Origin of the sequence: Pseudomonas sp. LAM2023 (assembly GCF_016620375.1) — a bacterium.
GTDB classification, from domain to species: domain Bacteria; phylum Pseudomonadota; class Gammaproteobacteria; order Pseudomonadales; family Pseudomonadaceae; genus Aquipseudomonas; species Aquipseudomonas anuradhapurensis.
Genome location: NZ_JAENHV010000009.1, coordinates 533,833 through 548,977 on the forward strand (window position 1 = coordinate 533,833; position 15,145 = coordinate 548,977).

The following is a 15,145-nucleotide window of genomic DNA, read 5'->3' on the forward strand; positions in this document are numbered from 1 at the left end:
TGCTTCGCATCGGACGACAGCGGGTTTTCATTTCATGACAGCTGGACGGTCGAGCCGCACTGCGCGCCCTGCCATTTATTCATGAGCTGCCTTGATGGTTACCCTTGGCCAGACTAATACTTAAAGCTCTGCCTGGGGAGGCACACAACATGCAACCAAGATTCGTCATCGTTCCGGCTGTGCCGATCGAAAAGGAGTCGTTCAGCCTGGGTGGCCGCGATTACCTCGCGACCGTTTGCCCAGGCTTCGACATCTACGACAACCAGGCCAAGGAACGGCTCAAGCCCAGCTATCCCAGCAGGAGCGACGCGCAGCTGCAGTGCGAGCGAATGAACAAGCGCTTTGATGTCGGATGATCGCGGCCGTCAGGCGCTATGCCCGGCTAACTGGCGTGGTCGGCTCAGGCTATCGAACTCAGTCCAGGCATTCCTTGGCGGCCTGCCGCAATTTGTCGCCTGACAGGAAGCTGCCTTTGTAGAAGGTAGCGCGGCTGCCCTGGCGATAGTCGACCACGTCCAGCACATCGTCGGATGCCACGGCGCTGGGTGCTGTCAGTCGATAACCGTGGGCGATGGACTTTTGTGTCGCCTGAGGCGCCAGCGCTTGCCATCTCGGCAGTACACAGGCGGCATATTGCTGGGGCGATTTGTGGGTCAGCTTGCTGGCGGTGGGTTTGCCAGGGGTCGCGCAACCGACAAGGCCGGTAGCCAGCACCGAGACGAGAAAGATACGAAAGGTAGACATTTGCAATTGGCCGTGGAGAACACGCGGTATTCTAACGGGGGCCGAGCGCGGATACTAATCAACCAAAGTTGATGGACCTGGCCAATGCACCAAGGGCCGGTCCCGCAGGTCAGTGAGCACTTGCGGGGCGGCCGGTTCGCTTCAATCCAGGGCGCCGTGCAATACCTCGTAGATAATCCCAGTCGCGACTGCCACCAGGATCAGGTCCACACCTGCCTGCATCCACTCATAACCGTCGTAATGCGGCAGCTGCCCCAACAGCCGGCCATCGAGCTTCTTGGCGATACCCGGCGGCAGTGGTTTGCCACGGGCCAGGTTCTTCTGGATACCCGGGGGCAGTGCCGGCCCGGCGTTCCAGTAACTGCGGTGGCCGGCCAGGATGTCGAGCACGTAGCCATGGTCGATCGAAGGGTGGCCATACCCGCCACTACCGCCACCATGGCCTTGACCTTGCTGGCCTTGGCCCTGACCCTGCCCGTGTTGGCCCTGGACATGCTGGTTCTTGCCATGGCCCTGCCCCTTACCGTTACCCGGGTCGGCAAAGGAAAGGGAAGGCCCCACTGCCAAGGCGATCGAGGTAACCAGTGCAACTACCGACCATCGACGCTTTGCCATATCTGTTTCCTTACGCTAGGGAGTCGTTCCAGTACTGTAGACCAAGCACCGGTGCCGGCACAGCCTGGCTCGAGCGCGAAGGCCTGGGCGTTGTACACCGGCAGAACCCAGCTGTATCGCCCTCGTCCGCACGTTTCCCGGGTCAGGCCGAACGGGCCTGACGGATAGGCAGCTCAACCCTGAATGTCGTACCGACACCCACCTCGCTGGCCACGTGGATCTCACCACCATGGCGCCTGATGATGCCGTAAGAAAGTGACAGCCCCAACCCGGTGCCCTGGCCGACGGGCTTCGTCGTGTAGAACGGGTCGAAGATCTTCTGCAGGCTCTCGGCAGGAATGCCACAGCCGTTATCCGCGACTTCGATCCACACCCACTCGTCATTGGCGCCGGTTCGCAGGGTAATCCTGCCGCGTTCGGCGCCCATCGCCTGGGTGGCATTGACCAGCAGGTTCATCACCACCTGATTGATCTGCGACGGCAGGCATTCCACCTGCGGCAATGGCTGGTAGTCCTTGACCAGCTCCGCCTTGTGCTTGAGTTCGCTGGCAACGATGTTCAAGGTCGACTCGATGCCTTGATGCAGGTCTGCCAGCTGCCAGTCCTGGCTGGCGTCTACCCGGGAAAAGTCCTTGAGGTCCTTGACGATCCGCGCAACGCGACTGATGCCATCCTTGGATTCGCGGATCAGCGCCGGGATGTCCTCCAGCAGGTAGTCCAGTTCGATTTCCGTGCGCAATTTCGCCAGCTTCGCGCTGAGGCCCTCCGGAACCAGGTTGTTTTCCGCGTCGGCATAGGCCTTGAGTATGTTTTGCAAACGGCCGAAATAGTCATCCAGCGCGCCGAGGTTGGATGAAACGAAGCCAATCGGGTTGTTGACCTCATGGGCGACGCCGGCAGCCAGTTGGCCAAGCGAGGCGAGCTTTTCCGACTGGACCAACTGGTTCTCGAGCAGCCGGCGTTCATCCACCTCACGTTGCAGTGCTGCGCTAGCCTGGCTAAGGGCCTGGGTGCGCCGTTCAACCCGCTGCTCCAGTTCGTCATTGGCGCTGAGCAGCGCTCGGTTCACCCGGTTTATTTCGGCATAGCTGCGCATCAGCCACACCCCCATGTACAGCAGCAGCAAAACCAGCAGGGTGGAAAACACCAGCAGGTAGAAATGGTATCGCTGAGACGTGAGCAACGCGGCCTGCTCGTCGTGGTCCAGCATCAGGGCAATGGCGTCCAGACGCTCGGCGATCGGCACCGCCTCGATCGCTTCCAGCAATTGATCGACCTTGGGTTGTTCGCGCAGGATCAATTCTATGTGTTTGCTGATGGTATCGATGGGTACCTGAAAATCGACAGGCAAGCGCTCCTTGTTGACCGCAAGATCGTTCAAGCCAACGAGGATATCGGCAGCTTTGTCATCGGTCGTGGTTTGGGCAAACTCCAGGCTGCTGAGCATCAAGTCATAGGTGTCGCTGGTGATCCTGCGCAGGCGAAGCGTGTCGGCATCGACCAGTTGGCCTAGATGCGCCTGGATGACATCGGCTGCACCCGGGAGAAAAGCCAGTGAGTTGCGCAGAATCGCATTGTGCGTCTTGAAGCGCGACACCAGCAGGACCTTGTCGTCAAAGGCCTGTTGGTAGTCGCGAATGGCCGCTTGCCAGGCAGGCGTGGCCGTTTTCTGGTGGCGCCCTTCCAGCTTGTGGAACGCCTGCCACAGCCGCTTCATGTCCATCAACGGCAGCACCAGCGGGTCATAATTGTAATTGGTGGTGGTGCGTGCCTTCAGCACTGCGCTCTCCCACTGGGCGTCGTATTGCTTGATCTGGCGAATCAGGTCACGCGCCTGGGCATAGGTACCGCTCTCATCGGACCTGGACATCCAGTACAGATAGACCAATACGGACGCCAGCAACATCACGCAGGTAGCCAACAGCAGCAGACTGCGCCGGGCATTGAGCTTCATAGCGGTTTGCCCTCCCATTGGCCGGTGAGGGTCTGGAGAAACTTGATGATCAGCGCTTTGTCACCGTCTCTTGGCGTGCGCCCCAACTGATAATGGAACATGGCGTCGACAGCGGCTTCCAGGGTAGGTGCCGAACCGTCATGAAAGTAAGGGGCAGTGACCGCTACGTTTCGCAGGCTGGGGACCTTGAACAGGTACAGGTCCTCCGGGTCGCCGGTCACGTTGTAGCGCCCTTTATCCGCCTGCGTAACGTTGCCACGGTTGGCGAAATAATCATCGAAAACGCCGAATTTTTGCAGCATGTTGCCCCCAATGTTCACGCCTTGGTGGCAGGCGATACATCCGTATTCCTGGAAGCGTTGGTAGCCATGCTTCTCATCCAGGCTGAGGCTGCTGGTGTCTCCCTGCAGGTATCGATCAAAGCGTGAATCCGGTGTCAACAGGGTGCGCTGGTAGGCAACCAGTGCGTCTTCGATGCCGCGGGCGGTCACTGGCTGGCGATAGGCGTCGGCAAACCCGGCGCGATAGGCCGGGTCGTTGGCAATGCGTTGGACGACCGCTCCCCAGTCATTGTCCTTTTCGGTCGAACTGCCGCTAACCAGGTGTACCAGCCCCTCAAACGATTGCGCACGCCCATCCCAGAACTGCAGGAAGTTCAGGCTGGCATTAAAAACGCTGGGGGTATTGACCGCCAAAGGCTTGCCATCGGCACCTGACGAGCGGGCCTGCCCGTCAGCGCCCCCCCGATCCAGGCGATGGCAATCGGCGCAGGATTGGCTGTTGTCAGGCGACAATCGTGCGTCATTGAACAACTTGCGGCCCAGCTCTACCCGCGCGGGGTCAAGCTTCGGTACTGCCGGCAGCGGCGTGAGTGGCCCACCGATGTTCTGGGCCAACGCCAATGCCGGCAACGGCACAAGCAGCGTGGCAATGATGCGAAGCTGCAGACTGGTCGGCACAGCACAACCCTCCCTGGCGAGATGCACGTTGCCTCCGAGCATAGTGAGGCCAACCGACAAAAGCTAACGGCAGAAGCAAATGTCATCTAGGCTGTAGCCAGGGAGCAGTCTGGCTGAAACCGGCAAGGAGCGATTCATGGAGCAACCCGTTACCGATGGCACCACAGACAAGCCCGTAGTACTTCTGGTGGACGACGAACCCTCGATTCTCAACAGCCTACGTCGTTTGCTACGCAGCCAGCCGTACGAAGTCCTCCTCGCCGAAAGCGGCGCCGATGCCCTGCAGCTTCTCCAACAGCGCCCGATCAACCTGGTGATGAGCGATGCACGTATGCCGAACATGGACGGTGCCACGCTATTGGCGCACGTGCATGAGCGGTATCCCGACACGTTGCGCATTCTGCTGACCGGTTACGCTGATACCGACACCATCGCGAAGGCCATCAACGACGGGCATATCTATCGTTACATCAGCAAACCCTGGAATGACGAAGAGCTGCTGGTCGCCTTGCGTCAGGCGCTGGCCCACCAACATTCGGAAAGCGAGCGAAAACGCCTGGAACAACTCACTCGGGTTCAGCTCCAGCAACTCAAGGCACTCAACGAGAGCCTTGAACAGCGCGTAGCCGCACGCACCGCCGAATTGCAGCAGACCGCCGACATGCTTGACCTTGCCTATGAAGAGCTCAAGCGCAGTTACGTGACCAGCACCGAATTCTTTTCGCAATTGGGCAACATGCGCCTGCCCAAGGCCAAGCAGACCAACCGGCAAGTCATCGACCTGATACAGGTGTACTGCACCAGCCATAAGCTGGACGACGCGACCTGCCGCAACCTGACCATGGCGGCTGCGCTGTACAACATCGGCAAGATGAGCTGGACCGACAGCATGCTCACCTGCCCAGCCGACCTCATTGCACCCCAGGAACGCGAACTGTACCGCTCATACCCGAAACAGAGCGAAGCGCTGGTCATGACCCTGGACCCCATGAAAGAAGCCGCGCAACTCATCCTGCACCACCAGGAACGCTGGGACGGCAGCGGTTTTCCGGGCCATCTAAAGGGCGAGGCAATTCCATTGGGGGCCCGCTGGCTGAAAATGGCCGTGGACTTCATCGAGTTGCAGCGCGGGCTGGTCCTGGAGCGCCAGCTCAATAGCGATGAAGCCCTGCTGTACATTCGCAAATATGCCGGAAAGTTGTACGACCCAGAGCTGGTGGAAGATTTCGTCAACGTCTGCGCCGAGTATATGCGCGACATCACCTTGACCGACCCGGCCATCAAGGTGTTGGGCACGCACGAGTTGGCCGAAGGCATGATATTGGCGCGTAACCTTCATGCCGACAACGGCATGCTGCTGTTGAATGCCGGCAAGGTCCTGAGCGGCCTGCTGGTAAAGAAACTGATTGCCTTCGAAGAAATGGAAGGCGGCAAATACAGCGTGTTCGTCAGGATTCCCGAGGAGGCCGGCAGCGCTCAGCCAGCACCCGCAGTGGCAGGCTGACCCAAGGGTTCCAGCCAGCACAACGCAAAGACGATTGGCCCGTCACAAGAGCGCCCTGCGCACCCCCTCGTCGATCACCTGCGCCTTGTAAGGGTTGTCACCGTTCTCTTGAATGATGATGCCAAGCACCATCGCCCGCAGCGTAGCGGGGTGCCTGAGGTCGATCGGCTCGGTGCTGCGCACGCCCAGGTTGCGGGCCACCGCTTCGGCATAGGCGCGAGTGTCGTTCTCGCTAGTCGGCGCCCAGCGGCTGATGGCCTCGAGCACGGTATCGATGCCTTTTGCGCCCAAGCCGGGCATACCGTCCTTGCCGCGATAGTTGATGAGCAGCTTGGCAAGGGCGCGGATGCCGTTTTCCGGCTGGTCGAAACGCGCGAAGCGCGGCCGCGCCACGCCCTCTTCCATGCCCAGCTGCCCTTGCCAGGGGTTGCGCGGGTTGAAGTCGATGTTGCCGGGGTTGTTGTTGCGTATGCCACGTGGCGTACTCATCAGGAGCCCTCCTGTACCGCTTGATCCGTACTGCCGTCACTGCTGTTGATGACGGCGCAACCCATGAGTTTTCTCCAGGCAGGAAAATCCCCGCCAAATGGCAGCTTGCCGCAATCTGCTCGTCATTCCGCCCGGCACCACCAGGACTGGGCGAACAGCACGCCGTCGATCTCCTCGACGCCATTGATGTTCATCCCGAGCTGGGCCATGCCGTTGACCTTGGCATCGTGCAGCCGCGGAATGATGTCGGGCCCGGGCGTCGGGTTGAACACCCAGGCCTGGGTGGAAACCCGCCCCAGCGGTTCGCTGTGGTGATCGCCAATGTGAACGTCGGCGCGTAATGCCGGCACCTTTCTCAACTGGTCGGACGGTATGGCGATGCCGCGCGCCCGGCGGCGTACGATGAGGAAATACATGCTGCACCAGATACTGTATATCGATACAGTATTTGAGCACCCGCAGACAGCACCGCACCAGTACCATTCGGCGGGCTATGCTTACTCGCCAAGGCAAGAGGGCGACGTATGTGTGGCAGGCTCAGCCAGTACCGCGGCATCCATGACTTCGTTACCACCCTGAGCTTGCCGGGGGCCTGGCAGAACAATGTCGGCGAGCAGCCCCTGGGTCGCTACAACATCGCGCCGACAACGCCGGTGGCCGTGCTGCGGGTGGATCACGGAGGCCTGCGCGCAGACCTGGTGAAATGGGGATGGCGGCCACACTGGGCGACTGACCGCGCAGCGCCGATCAATGCCCGTGTGGAAAAAGTGGCGCACGGCGCTTTCTTCCGGGCTATCTGGCCGTACCGGGCGATCACGCCAGTCGACGGCTGGTATGAATGGGTCGATGAAGGCGGGCCGCGGAAACAGCCCTATTACATCCGCCGCCGGGATGGGCGCCCTGCCCTGTGTGCATCGATTGGCCAATTTGCCGGCACCGCCTGCGACGGCTTCGTGATCATCACCGCCGATGCCCAAGGCGGCCTGGTGGATGTGCACGACCGCAGGCCTGTCGTGCTCTCGCCAGAACTGGCTCGCGCGTGGATCGTCGCCGCCATGCCGAGCGAGCAGGCGGAGCAACTGGTGCTCAACCTGGGTGAGCCCGCAGAGCACTTCGAATGGTACCGGGTGAGCCCGGCCGTGGGAAATGTGCGCAACCAGGGCGCTGAACTTATCGTTCCGCTGTCATGACCTATGCTGTGCTTGTTTTATCGTCGTACCTAGATGCCAGCTCCAGAAGCAGCGAACCGAGGAATGGAGACCTGATATGCCAGCTTGCCCCTTGCCCGTAGACGAAGCGCTGCGCCAGCGCACACTCGACGACATGAACCTGGTCGACACGCCTGCCGAGCATTACCTCGATACCCTGGTGCGGCTCACCCAGGACCTGGCCCACGTCGACACGGTGCTTATCAGCCTCATCGATCAGGACCGCCAGTGGTTCAAGGCGCGTATAGGGCTCGAGGCCAGCGAGACGACGCGCAGTGTCTCCTTCTGCGGCTACGCCATTCTCGGCGAAGATACCTTGATGGTCCCGGATGCCAGGCACGATACGCGCTTCGTCGACAACCCGCTGGTACTCAACGCACCCTATATCCGCTTCTATGCCGGCCACCCCTTGCGCGCCGGAAACGGCAAAGCCATCGGTACGCTGTGCATGTTCGACCCTCGCCCGCGTGAGCTCAGCAAAGCCCAGCAAGCGAATTTCAAGGACCTGGCCACACTCGCGGAAGGCTACCTGCAACTACGGGCCCTGGCGCAGGTCAACCGCGATCTACGCCTTGAAATGGATCGCGAGCAGCGCAAAGCCTTGCTCGATCCGCTGACTCAACTGTGGAACCGCGGCGCGTTGGCGGCCTTTGAAGGGCATCAGCGGCGATTGGCCGAACAGAATGGCTTACAGCTGGGTGCAATTTATGCAGACCTGGATCATTTCAAATCCATCAATGACCGGTACGGCCATTCCGGCGGCGACAAAGTGCTCTGCGAATGTGCCCGGCGTCTGCGCGCGGCACTTCGCCCCGATGACCTGCTGGTGCGCCATGGCGGTGAAGAATTTGTCGCCATATTGCAGGTCAAGGACGGCGAAGAGCTGCGGCGCATCGCCGAACGAATCCGTGAACTGGTCGGTAGCGCACCGATGCAGTTGGCCAATGGTCAATTGAACGTCAGCCTGAGCATAGGCTGCACCCTGTTCGCCAACGCCGAAACGATGGAGGATGCGCTGAACCGCGCCGACACAGGGCTCTACATGGCCAAACAGCAAGGGCGTGACCAGGTCGTCTACCGGGCGCCGCCGGCATGAGCGGAGCGTGGTTCCGGGGCTGGCAACAGGCGGCTGTGCTCCCTGTGCCTCTCGTCATAACGTAAAAGACGCCCGGAATTGGTCAACACCAGCAATGTGCTGAGGTTGTGCAACAACGCCGCGACCATTGCCCCTGCTGCCCCGAGGATGCCAAACGCTGCCGCCACGACAATGGCCAAGGTCCAGCCCAGGCCGATCAGCACGTTCACCTGCAGGGTGCGGCGGCAGCGGCGGCTGAGGCGGATGCAGGTGCCCAGGCGCCGCAGGTCACCGTTGATCAGCACGATATCCGCTGCGGCCAGCGCGATATCAGCGCCGCCCGCACCGATCGCCACCCCCACCACACCGGCTTTCAGCGCCAGTGAATCATTGATGCCATCTCCGACTACCAGCGGCCGCAGGCCAATCTGCAGCTCATGGTTGACCTGATGCATTTTGTCTTCTGGCAGTGCTTCGGCTACCACCCGCGCGATACCAACCTGGGCGGCGATCGATTCGGCCACACGCTTGCGGTCACCGGTCAACAGCAATTGGCGCTCAAGGCCCAGTTCTCGCAACTGCTGCATCGCCTCGGCGGCTTCGGCGCGCACATTGTCGGCCAGGAGCAGCCAGGCCAGAAACCGGCCATTCAGGGCCAAGCCAGCAATCGGGCCATCATGTTCAGGCAGCGTGGGCACTTCAATGCCCAACTGGCTGAACAGCTCCGGGCGGCCCAATGCGGCTTCGCCCTCGACCGCGCGGGCCACTACGCCAAAGCCCTGGCGCTCCTGAACATCCACCAGCGGCAGATGCCGGTCGTGCGTCACCAACGACGCCAGGGCCCGGCTGACCGGGTGGCTGCTGGCCGCACCGAGACTGGCGGCCAGCTCGATGACAGCGGCCTGCGACAACTGGCTCGAGAGGCCGACCACGCTGTGCAGGCGCAGGTCGCCGTAGGTCAGGGTGCCAGTCTTGTCGATCACCAGCGAAGACAGGTCGGCGAGCTCTTCGAGAAAGGCCGACCCGCGAATCAGGATGCCGTGCCGAGCAGCAACGGCAATGCCTGCCACCGCTGTCGCCGGCGCGGACAGCACCAATGCACACGGGCAAGCCGCCACCAACACGGCCAGCATGGCCTGCGCATCGCGGGTAATGAACCAGGTCGCGGCGGCGATCAGCAGCACCAGAACCATGTAGCGCCCAGCGTACCGCTCGAGCAGCCGCGTGATTGGCGGCTTGGCCTGTTCGGCGCGCTGCATCAGCGCGATCACCTTGCCCAAGGTAGAGTCCTCGCCGACGCGGGTCACCTCCACGCGCAACAGGCCATCGAGGTTGATCGAGCCACCATGGATATCCATGCCAGGGCTGACTTCCTGCGGGACCGACTCACCGGTGATGGCCGCAGTATCGAGGCTGGCCTGCCCTGCGACGACCCGGCCATCGGCGGGCACACGGTCGCCGGCACGGACCTCGACCTGGTCGCCAGGCGCAAGGCTGGCGTTATCGACCTCGCGCACCTGGCCATCGGCACCGATCAGGCGCGCATGGCTGCGGGTCAGTTGCCCAAGCGCGGCAATGGCTTCCTGCGCACCCAGCACGCTGCGCTCTTCGAGGACATGGCCAAAGATCATGATGATTGGCAGCAGTGCCGCGGTGGCCAGGTCACCGGTCGCCCAGGCGCCCAGCATGGCCAAGCCGATAAGCTGGTCGGTGATACCGTGCAGGCTAGGATGCAGCAGGCTGTGCCACGACGCGCGCAAAACCGGGATGGCTACCAGTAGCGAGGCAACGCCCAGGAGCATCTGGCTGACCCCTTCCTGGGTCGGTGCCAGCCAGCGCCAGACCAGCCCCAACCCCAGAAGCCCCAGCGCCAGCATTGCCAGGATCAGCTGGCGGCCGGCCGTGCGTCGTTCGGCCTGCGACAGCAAGCCCGAGGTGAGGTGGGTGTGAGCATGATGGTGATGCCCATGGCCATGGCAGTGATGGGTACTCATCGCGAGCAGCTCCAGAAATGAACGTGAACCGGGGCGGGCCGGCAAGGAACGAGTGGGCAAGGCACTGCGCTCATGGCTTTGGCCCCTGCAAGATCATGTGCCCGGCATCATCCTTGTTGACGGTGGTAACCGCGCCTGCACGGGCAAGAATTGCCGGTACGCGCTCCTGGTAGAGGCGTTGCAACAGTTGCGGATCCTGCTGTTGCGTCAAACCGACGATCGTCGCCGTCTCGGCCTGGGCTCGCGCCAGGCGCTCACTGGCCTCGGCCTGGGCCACCTGTACGGTGCGGTCTGCTGCCTGGGTGGCCTGCTGCAGTTGCCGTGCGGCGTCCTTGCGGGCTTTTGCCACCGCCTGCTCGGCCTGCTGGCTGGCGGTGAGCACAGCGTTGAACGCACTGACCGCGGACCAAGGCAAGGAGGACTGGATGTCGACCCGCGCCACTTCGACCCCCAGGCTGGCCCCGGCCGAGCGCAGGCGCGCCAGGCTGGCATTGATGCCCTGCTGGAGGTCGCCGCGAAGTTGTTCGCGGTGCTCGGCCACTTGGGCATCCGTCCCAACCAGTTCAGGGCGCGCCACCAGGATCGCATCCATGTCGCGCGAGGCGCAGATCAGCACCGCGTTACGCTCTACCAGGCGGTCCAGGGCGGCCTCGACATGCGGCCGCTGGCGCGCGAAAGCATACGGGTCAGTCACGGTGTAGAACACCCGCACGTCCATCTGCACGGCGCCGGCATCGCCGGTCAGGAGAAAGCCGGAGCCTGCCGTGGCGTCACTGGCCAGGGTGCCGTCCTTGTCGGACTTCTGCGCCAGCTCGGAGCGCAGCAGCACCTCGACCCGACGCTCGGTAACCCGCCCCGCCGAGGGCAACATCACCACCTGCTCGAACGGTTGTGGCCATGCCAGCAGCAAGCCGGCATTCTGGATGCGCGCTTCGGCGCCGAGGCGCAACACCACTGCGCGGCTTTCCGGACCCACCTGGCGCACATTGCCGAACAGCCAGCCCACTGCCGCCAGCAGGGTCACCGCGTAGAGCACCAGGAAGCCGATGCGCGCGGACTGCAACCACGGGCCGTCGGGTAACCGCGACGACAGCTGTTCAGCGATGGCCATGGTCAGCTCCAGCCGGCAACGCCGGCCCCTCCACCAGCGCACGGAACGGCGCCGCGTCGGTGCGCAACACCAGGCGCGTAGCAGGGTTGATCACCGAGCCCAGGGTATCCAGCGAGCGCAGCAAGGTGTACAGCTCTGGCGCACCGGCGTATGCCTTGCCATAGATGTCCGCCGCCTGTACTTGCGACTGGGCCTGGATCTGCGCGGCCTTCACGTTCGCGTCGGCTTGCAGGATCCTGGCGTCACGCTCGGCGGCCGACTGGATTTCCGCAGCCTTGCGCTTGCCTTCAGCAGTGCGCTCGGTGGCGATGGTTTCGCGCTCGGCACGCATACGGTCGACGGTGGCATCGAGGGTAACCTTGGGCAGGGTCAGGCGCTCGATCCCCACCTGCACCACACGTACCCCATAAGTGTTGAGCAGTTGCTGATCGATCCGGTCCTGCAGGCGCTGCTCGAACGCATCGATACGCACCCGGCTGGCGTCGACATTGACCAGGTCTGCCAATTCGAAGCCACTGGCCGTGGTTTCCAGTGCCGAACCCACCAGGGTGCGAATCTGCCGCGCCGCCTCGTCCGGCTGGTTCTGCACCGAGCGCATGAACAGCTGGATGCGCTGTGGGTCGGGTGCTACCTGCCAGGCGATGTAGGCCTGGACAATGATGCGCAGGCCATCGCGGGTACCGACATCCTGCAGCCCGCTCGAGGTGGTGCGCAGGCGCAGGTCGACCGGTACCGCTGCCTCGAACGGCACCGGCCAGCGCCAGGCCAGGCCAGGCTCCATCAGCACGCGTGAGGGGTTGCCGAAGCGCGTGATGACGGTTGCCTCGCCTACCCGCACCTGGACAAAACACGCTGTCGCCGCCATCACCAGGACAAGCAGCAATGCCACGCCAAGGCGCAGCCAGGCCGGCCGGGCAACTGCGGGGGCATGATCATGGTCATGCTCATGACCGTGGCTATGGCTGTGGTCATGGCTGTGGTCATGACCATGGGTAGAATGGGAATTCACTGGTTACGCTCCTGGGTGCGTCCGGATGCAGGTACTGCCGGTGTAGGGTCGACAGGCACAGCGAAGCTGCGCAGGTCCAAGGTCGGTGCCTGGGTTGCCGCCAGGCGGTGGTCGATAATCAGGCTGCTTGCCCCGGCCATCCCCTGGGACAAACGCTCCAGGTACTGCTCCAGCAGAAAAGCCTGGCCAGCGTGCTGCCACGCGGTACGTTCGGCGGCGAATCGCAGCGCGGCGGTGTTGGCCGCGGTTTCGGTTTCGTGCGCCTCGGCAGTGGCCTTGTCGGTCAGCGATGTTGCCGTGAAGCGCGCCTGGTTGAGCGTCTGCATGGCCTGCCCACGATCGCGGGCGATCAGCGCCTGGGCGGTGATCTGCGCAGCCTGCACGGCATGGTAGGCATGAGCCGCGCCCGCTGGCGGGTGAATTGCCTCCACTGAGGTGGCCAGCAGTTCCACGCCGCTGTCCATTCGGTCCAGGTCGGCCTGCACCGCACGGCCTATGTCCCGGCCGAGCGCCGCACGCTCGGCGCCGAGCAAGCCATCCAGCGACCGGCCAGCGAAATCGTGGACCAGCACGCGGTTGGCAACGCTGCGCAACAGTTGTGCAACGTCGGTGCTGTGGTAGGTTGCCGCGAGGGCCGCCGCGTCACTCATGCCGATACGGTAGATGAAACGCACGTCCATGTTCACGATCTGCAAGCCCTGGCGCCCGCCCTCGGCGCCGGCAATCACCTGTGAGTTCTCGCTCAGGTGGGTGGCATCCCACAGCCGGTTGGCCGCTGCCGGCGCTGGCCCTTCGGCGGCGGCCAAGGTGTCCGCCGCCTTGGCCGCGCCGGAGGTGGCCAGCTCATGGATGATGCTGTTGTCTACCTCCAGTACCTTGCCAAAAGGCCAAGGCAGGCCGACATGCAGGCCCGGCTGATACACCTCCAGCGGCTTGCCAAAACGTTCATATACGCCGCGATTGTTCATCGGCACTTCGACGATGCCGGTCAACAACCAACCGACCACCGCCACTAGCGCCGCTACCGGCACGAACGCTTTGCGCATGAAGGCAAAGGCCCATACCTGGCGCAAGTCGATACCCAGGCACTGATGCCATTCGTTCTGCAGCACGGTGATCGGGCGCGGTGGCCATTGCAGCATGTCGCCGACCAGGCTGCGCGCTACCAGCGCAGGCTCTTCGCCTGGGCGCCAGGGGCGAAACAGCGCCAGCCCTGCCCGCGACAACAGCTCGAGCGCTGCCAGCCCAGGCAGCACACTGATCAAAACCGCCAGGCGCGCCGGCCACAGGCGTTCGCCGTCAATGAAGGCCAGGCAGCCAATGGTCACTACCTGCACGGCGATGACTACCCGTATCATCGCCGCGAGAGCCCTGGCCTCGGGCCAGGTCGCTGCGCTTTCGCCCATCAGGTGGCGCTCGGCCACAACCAGGCAGAACGCGAACACGGCCAGGATGCCGATCGCCACCCAGGTCACCTGGCCGGCAACCAGCGGTACAGGCAAATCGAGGCGCCAGGCATTGTTGACCAACAGCAGCGCCAGCCCTGCCAGGCCAACAAGCCAAGGCGTCTCTGCGCCAAGCTTGTGCAATTGCCGCCGGCACGCTTCGCCAACCTGCGCACACCAGCGATCGAAACGGCTGAGCGATTGCGACTCGGCCGTTTCCACCGCAGCGCTGCGCCAGAACGCCAGCTGCGACGGCGTCTCGCCCAGCAGGGTCGCGCGCCAGTTGGCTACCCGCCAGGCAGATTGCGCAGCCGCAGCCAACAGCAACAGCGCAGCGGCATTGACGGCGAGCAGGACCAACCAATGGGAGTCCGGGCTGAATACCCCGACCAGGCCCTGTAGCATCATCAGCAGCGTGGCGATTGCCAGTGCCAGATAGGTCAACTGCACCAGTTTGCGCGCGTGCGCCGGCGCGCGCTGGAAACGGGGGAACCCATCGAGGGCAGTGGCCTCGGTGTCTAGATCGACGCTCATGAACACTCCTGAAAATACCGGCCACCGCGAGTCAGCTCCTCGGAAGACCGGTAACAATTTGCAACAGCTCCGTAACGTTATAACAAAGGATGTAAAAAATCTGTTTAACGTTGAGCGATGGCTACTGCTGCTGAACGAGCAGGATATTCGGTGGATTGGAGCAGACATGCCAAGCGAGCACGCCGGGCAACGGATGCTCAATCTCGGCGCACCGGCCGAGACCTTTGAGTGCCACCAGGTGAGCACGGCCGTTGGCAATGTGCGAAGCGAGGAATCTACGTTGGTTGAGGGTCAATCAGCGCAACCGGAAGGCTGACCTCGGGTGGGCTTCCAGCGGCAAGTCATCTTTGGCAGTTCGACTCTGCTGACTATCAGAATTGTCTGATTAAGCGTATGGCGGGTCTCGGCGTAACTTGGCGCATCCATTTACCGAGCATGCACCATGCGAGACTCAAGGCAAACTTATAAGCAAGCAAGCAAGCAAGCATTATGATGGCTGGAATA

15 protein-coding genes are annotated in these 15,145 nt (G+C 62.7%); 5 read left to right on the top strand and 10 right to left on the bottom strand.

All coding sequences use genetic code 11. The features are described from left to right. The first annotated feature begins 149 nt into the window (after positions 1-149). Entirely contained in the window at positions 150-356 is a 207-nt protein-coding gene (locus tag JKP78_RS02450; protein WP_186685004.1) for a hypothetical protein, read from the top strand. 58 nt (positions 357-414) lie between these two features. Here JKP78_RS02450 and JKP78_RS02455 read toward each other — a convergent pair whose 3' ends face one another. The 4 genes from JKP78_RS02455 to JKP78_RS02470 form a co-directional block, all read right to left on the bottom strand. Continuing rightward, positions 415-744: a hypothetical protein gene (locus tag JKP78_RS02455; RefSeq protein ID WP_189665669.1), complete on the bottom strand. Its 330-nt coding sequence runs from the start codon at positions 742-744 to the stop codon at positions 415-417. Positions 745-885: 141 nt separating this feature from the next. Next, the gene (locus JKP78_RS02460) at positions 886-1,359 is read right to left on the bottom strand and encodes an anti-virulence regulator CigR family protein (protein WP_186685003.1); all 474 of its coding nucleotides are present in this window, start codon (positions 1,357-1,359) and stop codon (positions 886-888) included. 142 nt (positions 1,360-1,501) lie between these two features. Next, entirely contained in the window at positions 1,502-3,313 is a 1,812-nt protein-coding gene (locus tag JKP78_RS02465; RefSeq protein WP_200625992.1) for a DAHL domain-containing protein, read from the bottom strand. Continuing rightward, positions 3,310-4,314: a cytochrome c peroxidase gene (locus JKP78_RS02470; protein WP_200625993.1), complete on the bottom strand. Its 1,005-nt coding sequence runs from the start codon at positions 4,312-4,314 to the stop codon at positions 3,310-3,312. Before JKP78_RS02470 ends, JKP78_RS02465 begins: the two co-directional genes overlap by 4 nt. A 94-nt stretch (positions 4,315-4,408) precedes the next feature. Between JKP78_RS02470 and JKP78_RS02475 the strand changes: the two genes are divergently transcribed. Then, on the top strand, positions 4,409-5,776 hold the full coding sequence (locus tag JKP78_RS02475) for an HD domain-containing phosphohydrolase (RefSeq protein ID WP_186685000.1): 1,368 nt from the start codon (positions 4,409-4,411) through the stop codon (positions 5,774-5,776). Between the two features lie 42 nt (positions 5,777-5,818). Here the strand turns inward: JKP78_RS02475 and JKP78_RS02480 are convergent, their stop codons facing one another. Together JKP78_RS02480 and JKP78_RS02485 are read right to left on the bottom strand one after the other, a co-directional pair. After that, a complete protein-coding gene (locus JKP78_RS02480; protein ID WP_186684999.1) occupies positions 5,819-6,265 on the bottom strand; it encodes a structural protein P5 in 447 nt (148 codons plus the stop codon). Positions 6,266-6,387: 122 nt separating this feature from the next. Further along, a complete protein-coding gene (locus JKP78_RS02485; RefSeq protein ID WP_186684998.1) occupies positions 6,388-6,681 on the bottom strand; it encodes a hypothetical protein in 294 nt (97 codons plus the stop codon). A 108-nt stretch (positions 6,682-6,789) separates the two neighbouring features. Here JKP78_RS02485 and JKP78_RS02490 point away from each other — a divergent pair, with 108 nt between their 5' ends. Next, a complete protein-coding gene (locus JKP78_RS02490) occupies positions 6,790-7,455 on the top strand; it encodes an SOS response-associated peptidase (protein ID WP_200625994.1) in 666 nt (221 codons plus the stop codon). A 76-nt stretch (positions 7,456-7,531) separates the two neighbouring features. Then, positions 7,532-8,569, top strand: coding sequence for a GGDEF domain-containing protein (locus JKP78_RS02495; protein ID WP_186684994.1), 1,038 nt, complete (start codon positions 7,532-7,534; stop codon positions 8,567-8,569). Here the strand turns inward: JKP78_RS02495 and JKP78_RS02500 are convergent. From JKP78_RS02500 to hflK (JKP78_RS02515), 4 genes are all read right to left on the bottom strand, one after another. Then, positions 8,548-10,542: a heavy metal translocating P-type ATPase gene (locus tag JKP78_RS02500; RefSeq protein WP_200625995.1), complete on the bottom strand. Its 1,995-nt coding sequence runs from the start codon at positions 10,540-10,542 to the stop codon at positions 8,548-8,550. The two genes, JKP78_RS02495 and JKP78_RS02500, sit on opposite strands and share 22 nt — an antisense overlap. A 70-nt stretch (positions 10,543-10,612) precedes the next feature. Continuing rightward, positions 10,613-11,653 carry a protease modulator HflK gene (gene hflK / locus JKP78_RS02505; protein WP_200625996.1) on the bottom strand — a complete coding sequence of 347 codons (1,041 nt, stop codon included), beginning with the start codon at positions 11,651-11,653 and terminating at the stop codon, positions 10,613-10,615. Then, a complete protein-coding gene (gene hflC, locus JKP78_RS02510; protein WP_200625997.1) occupies positions 11,640-12,662 on the bottom strand; it encodes a protease modulator HflC in 1,023 nt (340 codons plus the stop codon). The genes hflK (JKP78_RS02505) and hflC overlap by 14 nt, the downstream gene beginning before the upstream one ends. Beyond that, positions 12,659-14,641, bottom strand: a complete 1,983-nt coding sequence (gene hflK, locus JKP78_RS02515) for a protease modulator HflK (protein WP_200625998.1) — start codon at positions 14,639-14,641, stop codon at positions 12,659-12,661. Before hflK (JKP78_RS02515) ends, hflC begins: the two co-directional genes overlap by 4 nt. On the opposite strand from hflK (JKP78_RS02515), the gene JKP78_RS02520 reads away from it, so the two are divergent. Then, positions 14,640-14,957 (top strand): hypothetical protein, encoded by a 318-nt coding sequence (locus JKP78_RS02520; protein WP_200625999.1) that lies wholly within the window; start codon positions 14,640-14,642, stop codon positions 14,955-14,957. The two genes, hflK (JKP78_RS02515) and JKP78_RS02520, sit on opposite strands and share 2 nt — an antisense overlap. Positions 14,958-15,145: the final 188 nt, after the last annotated feature.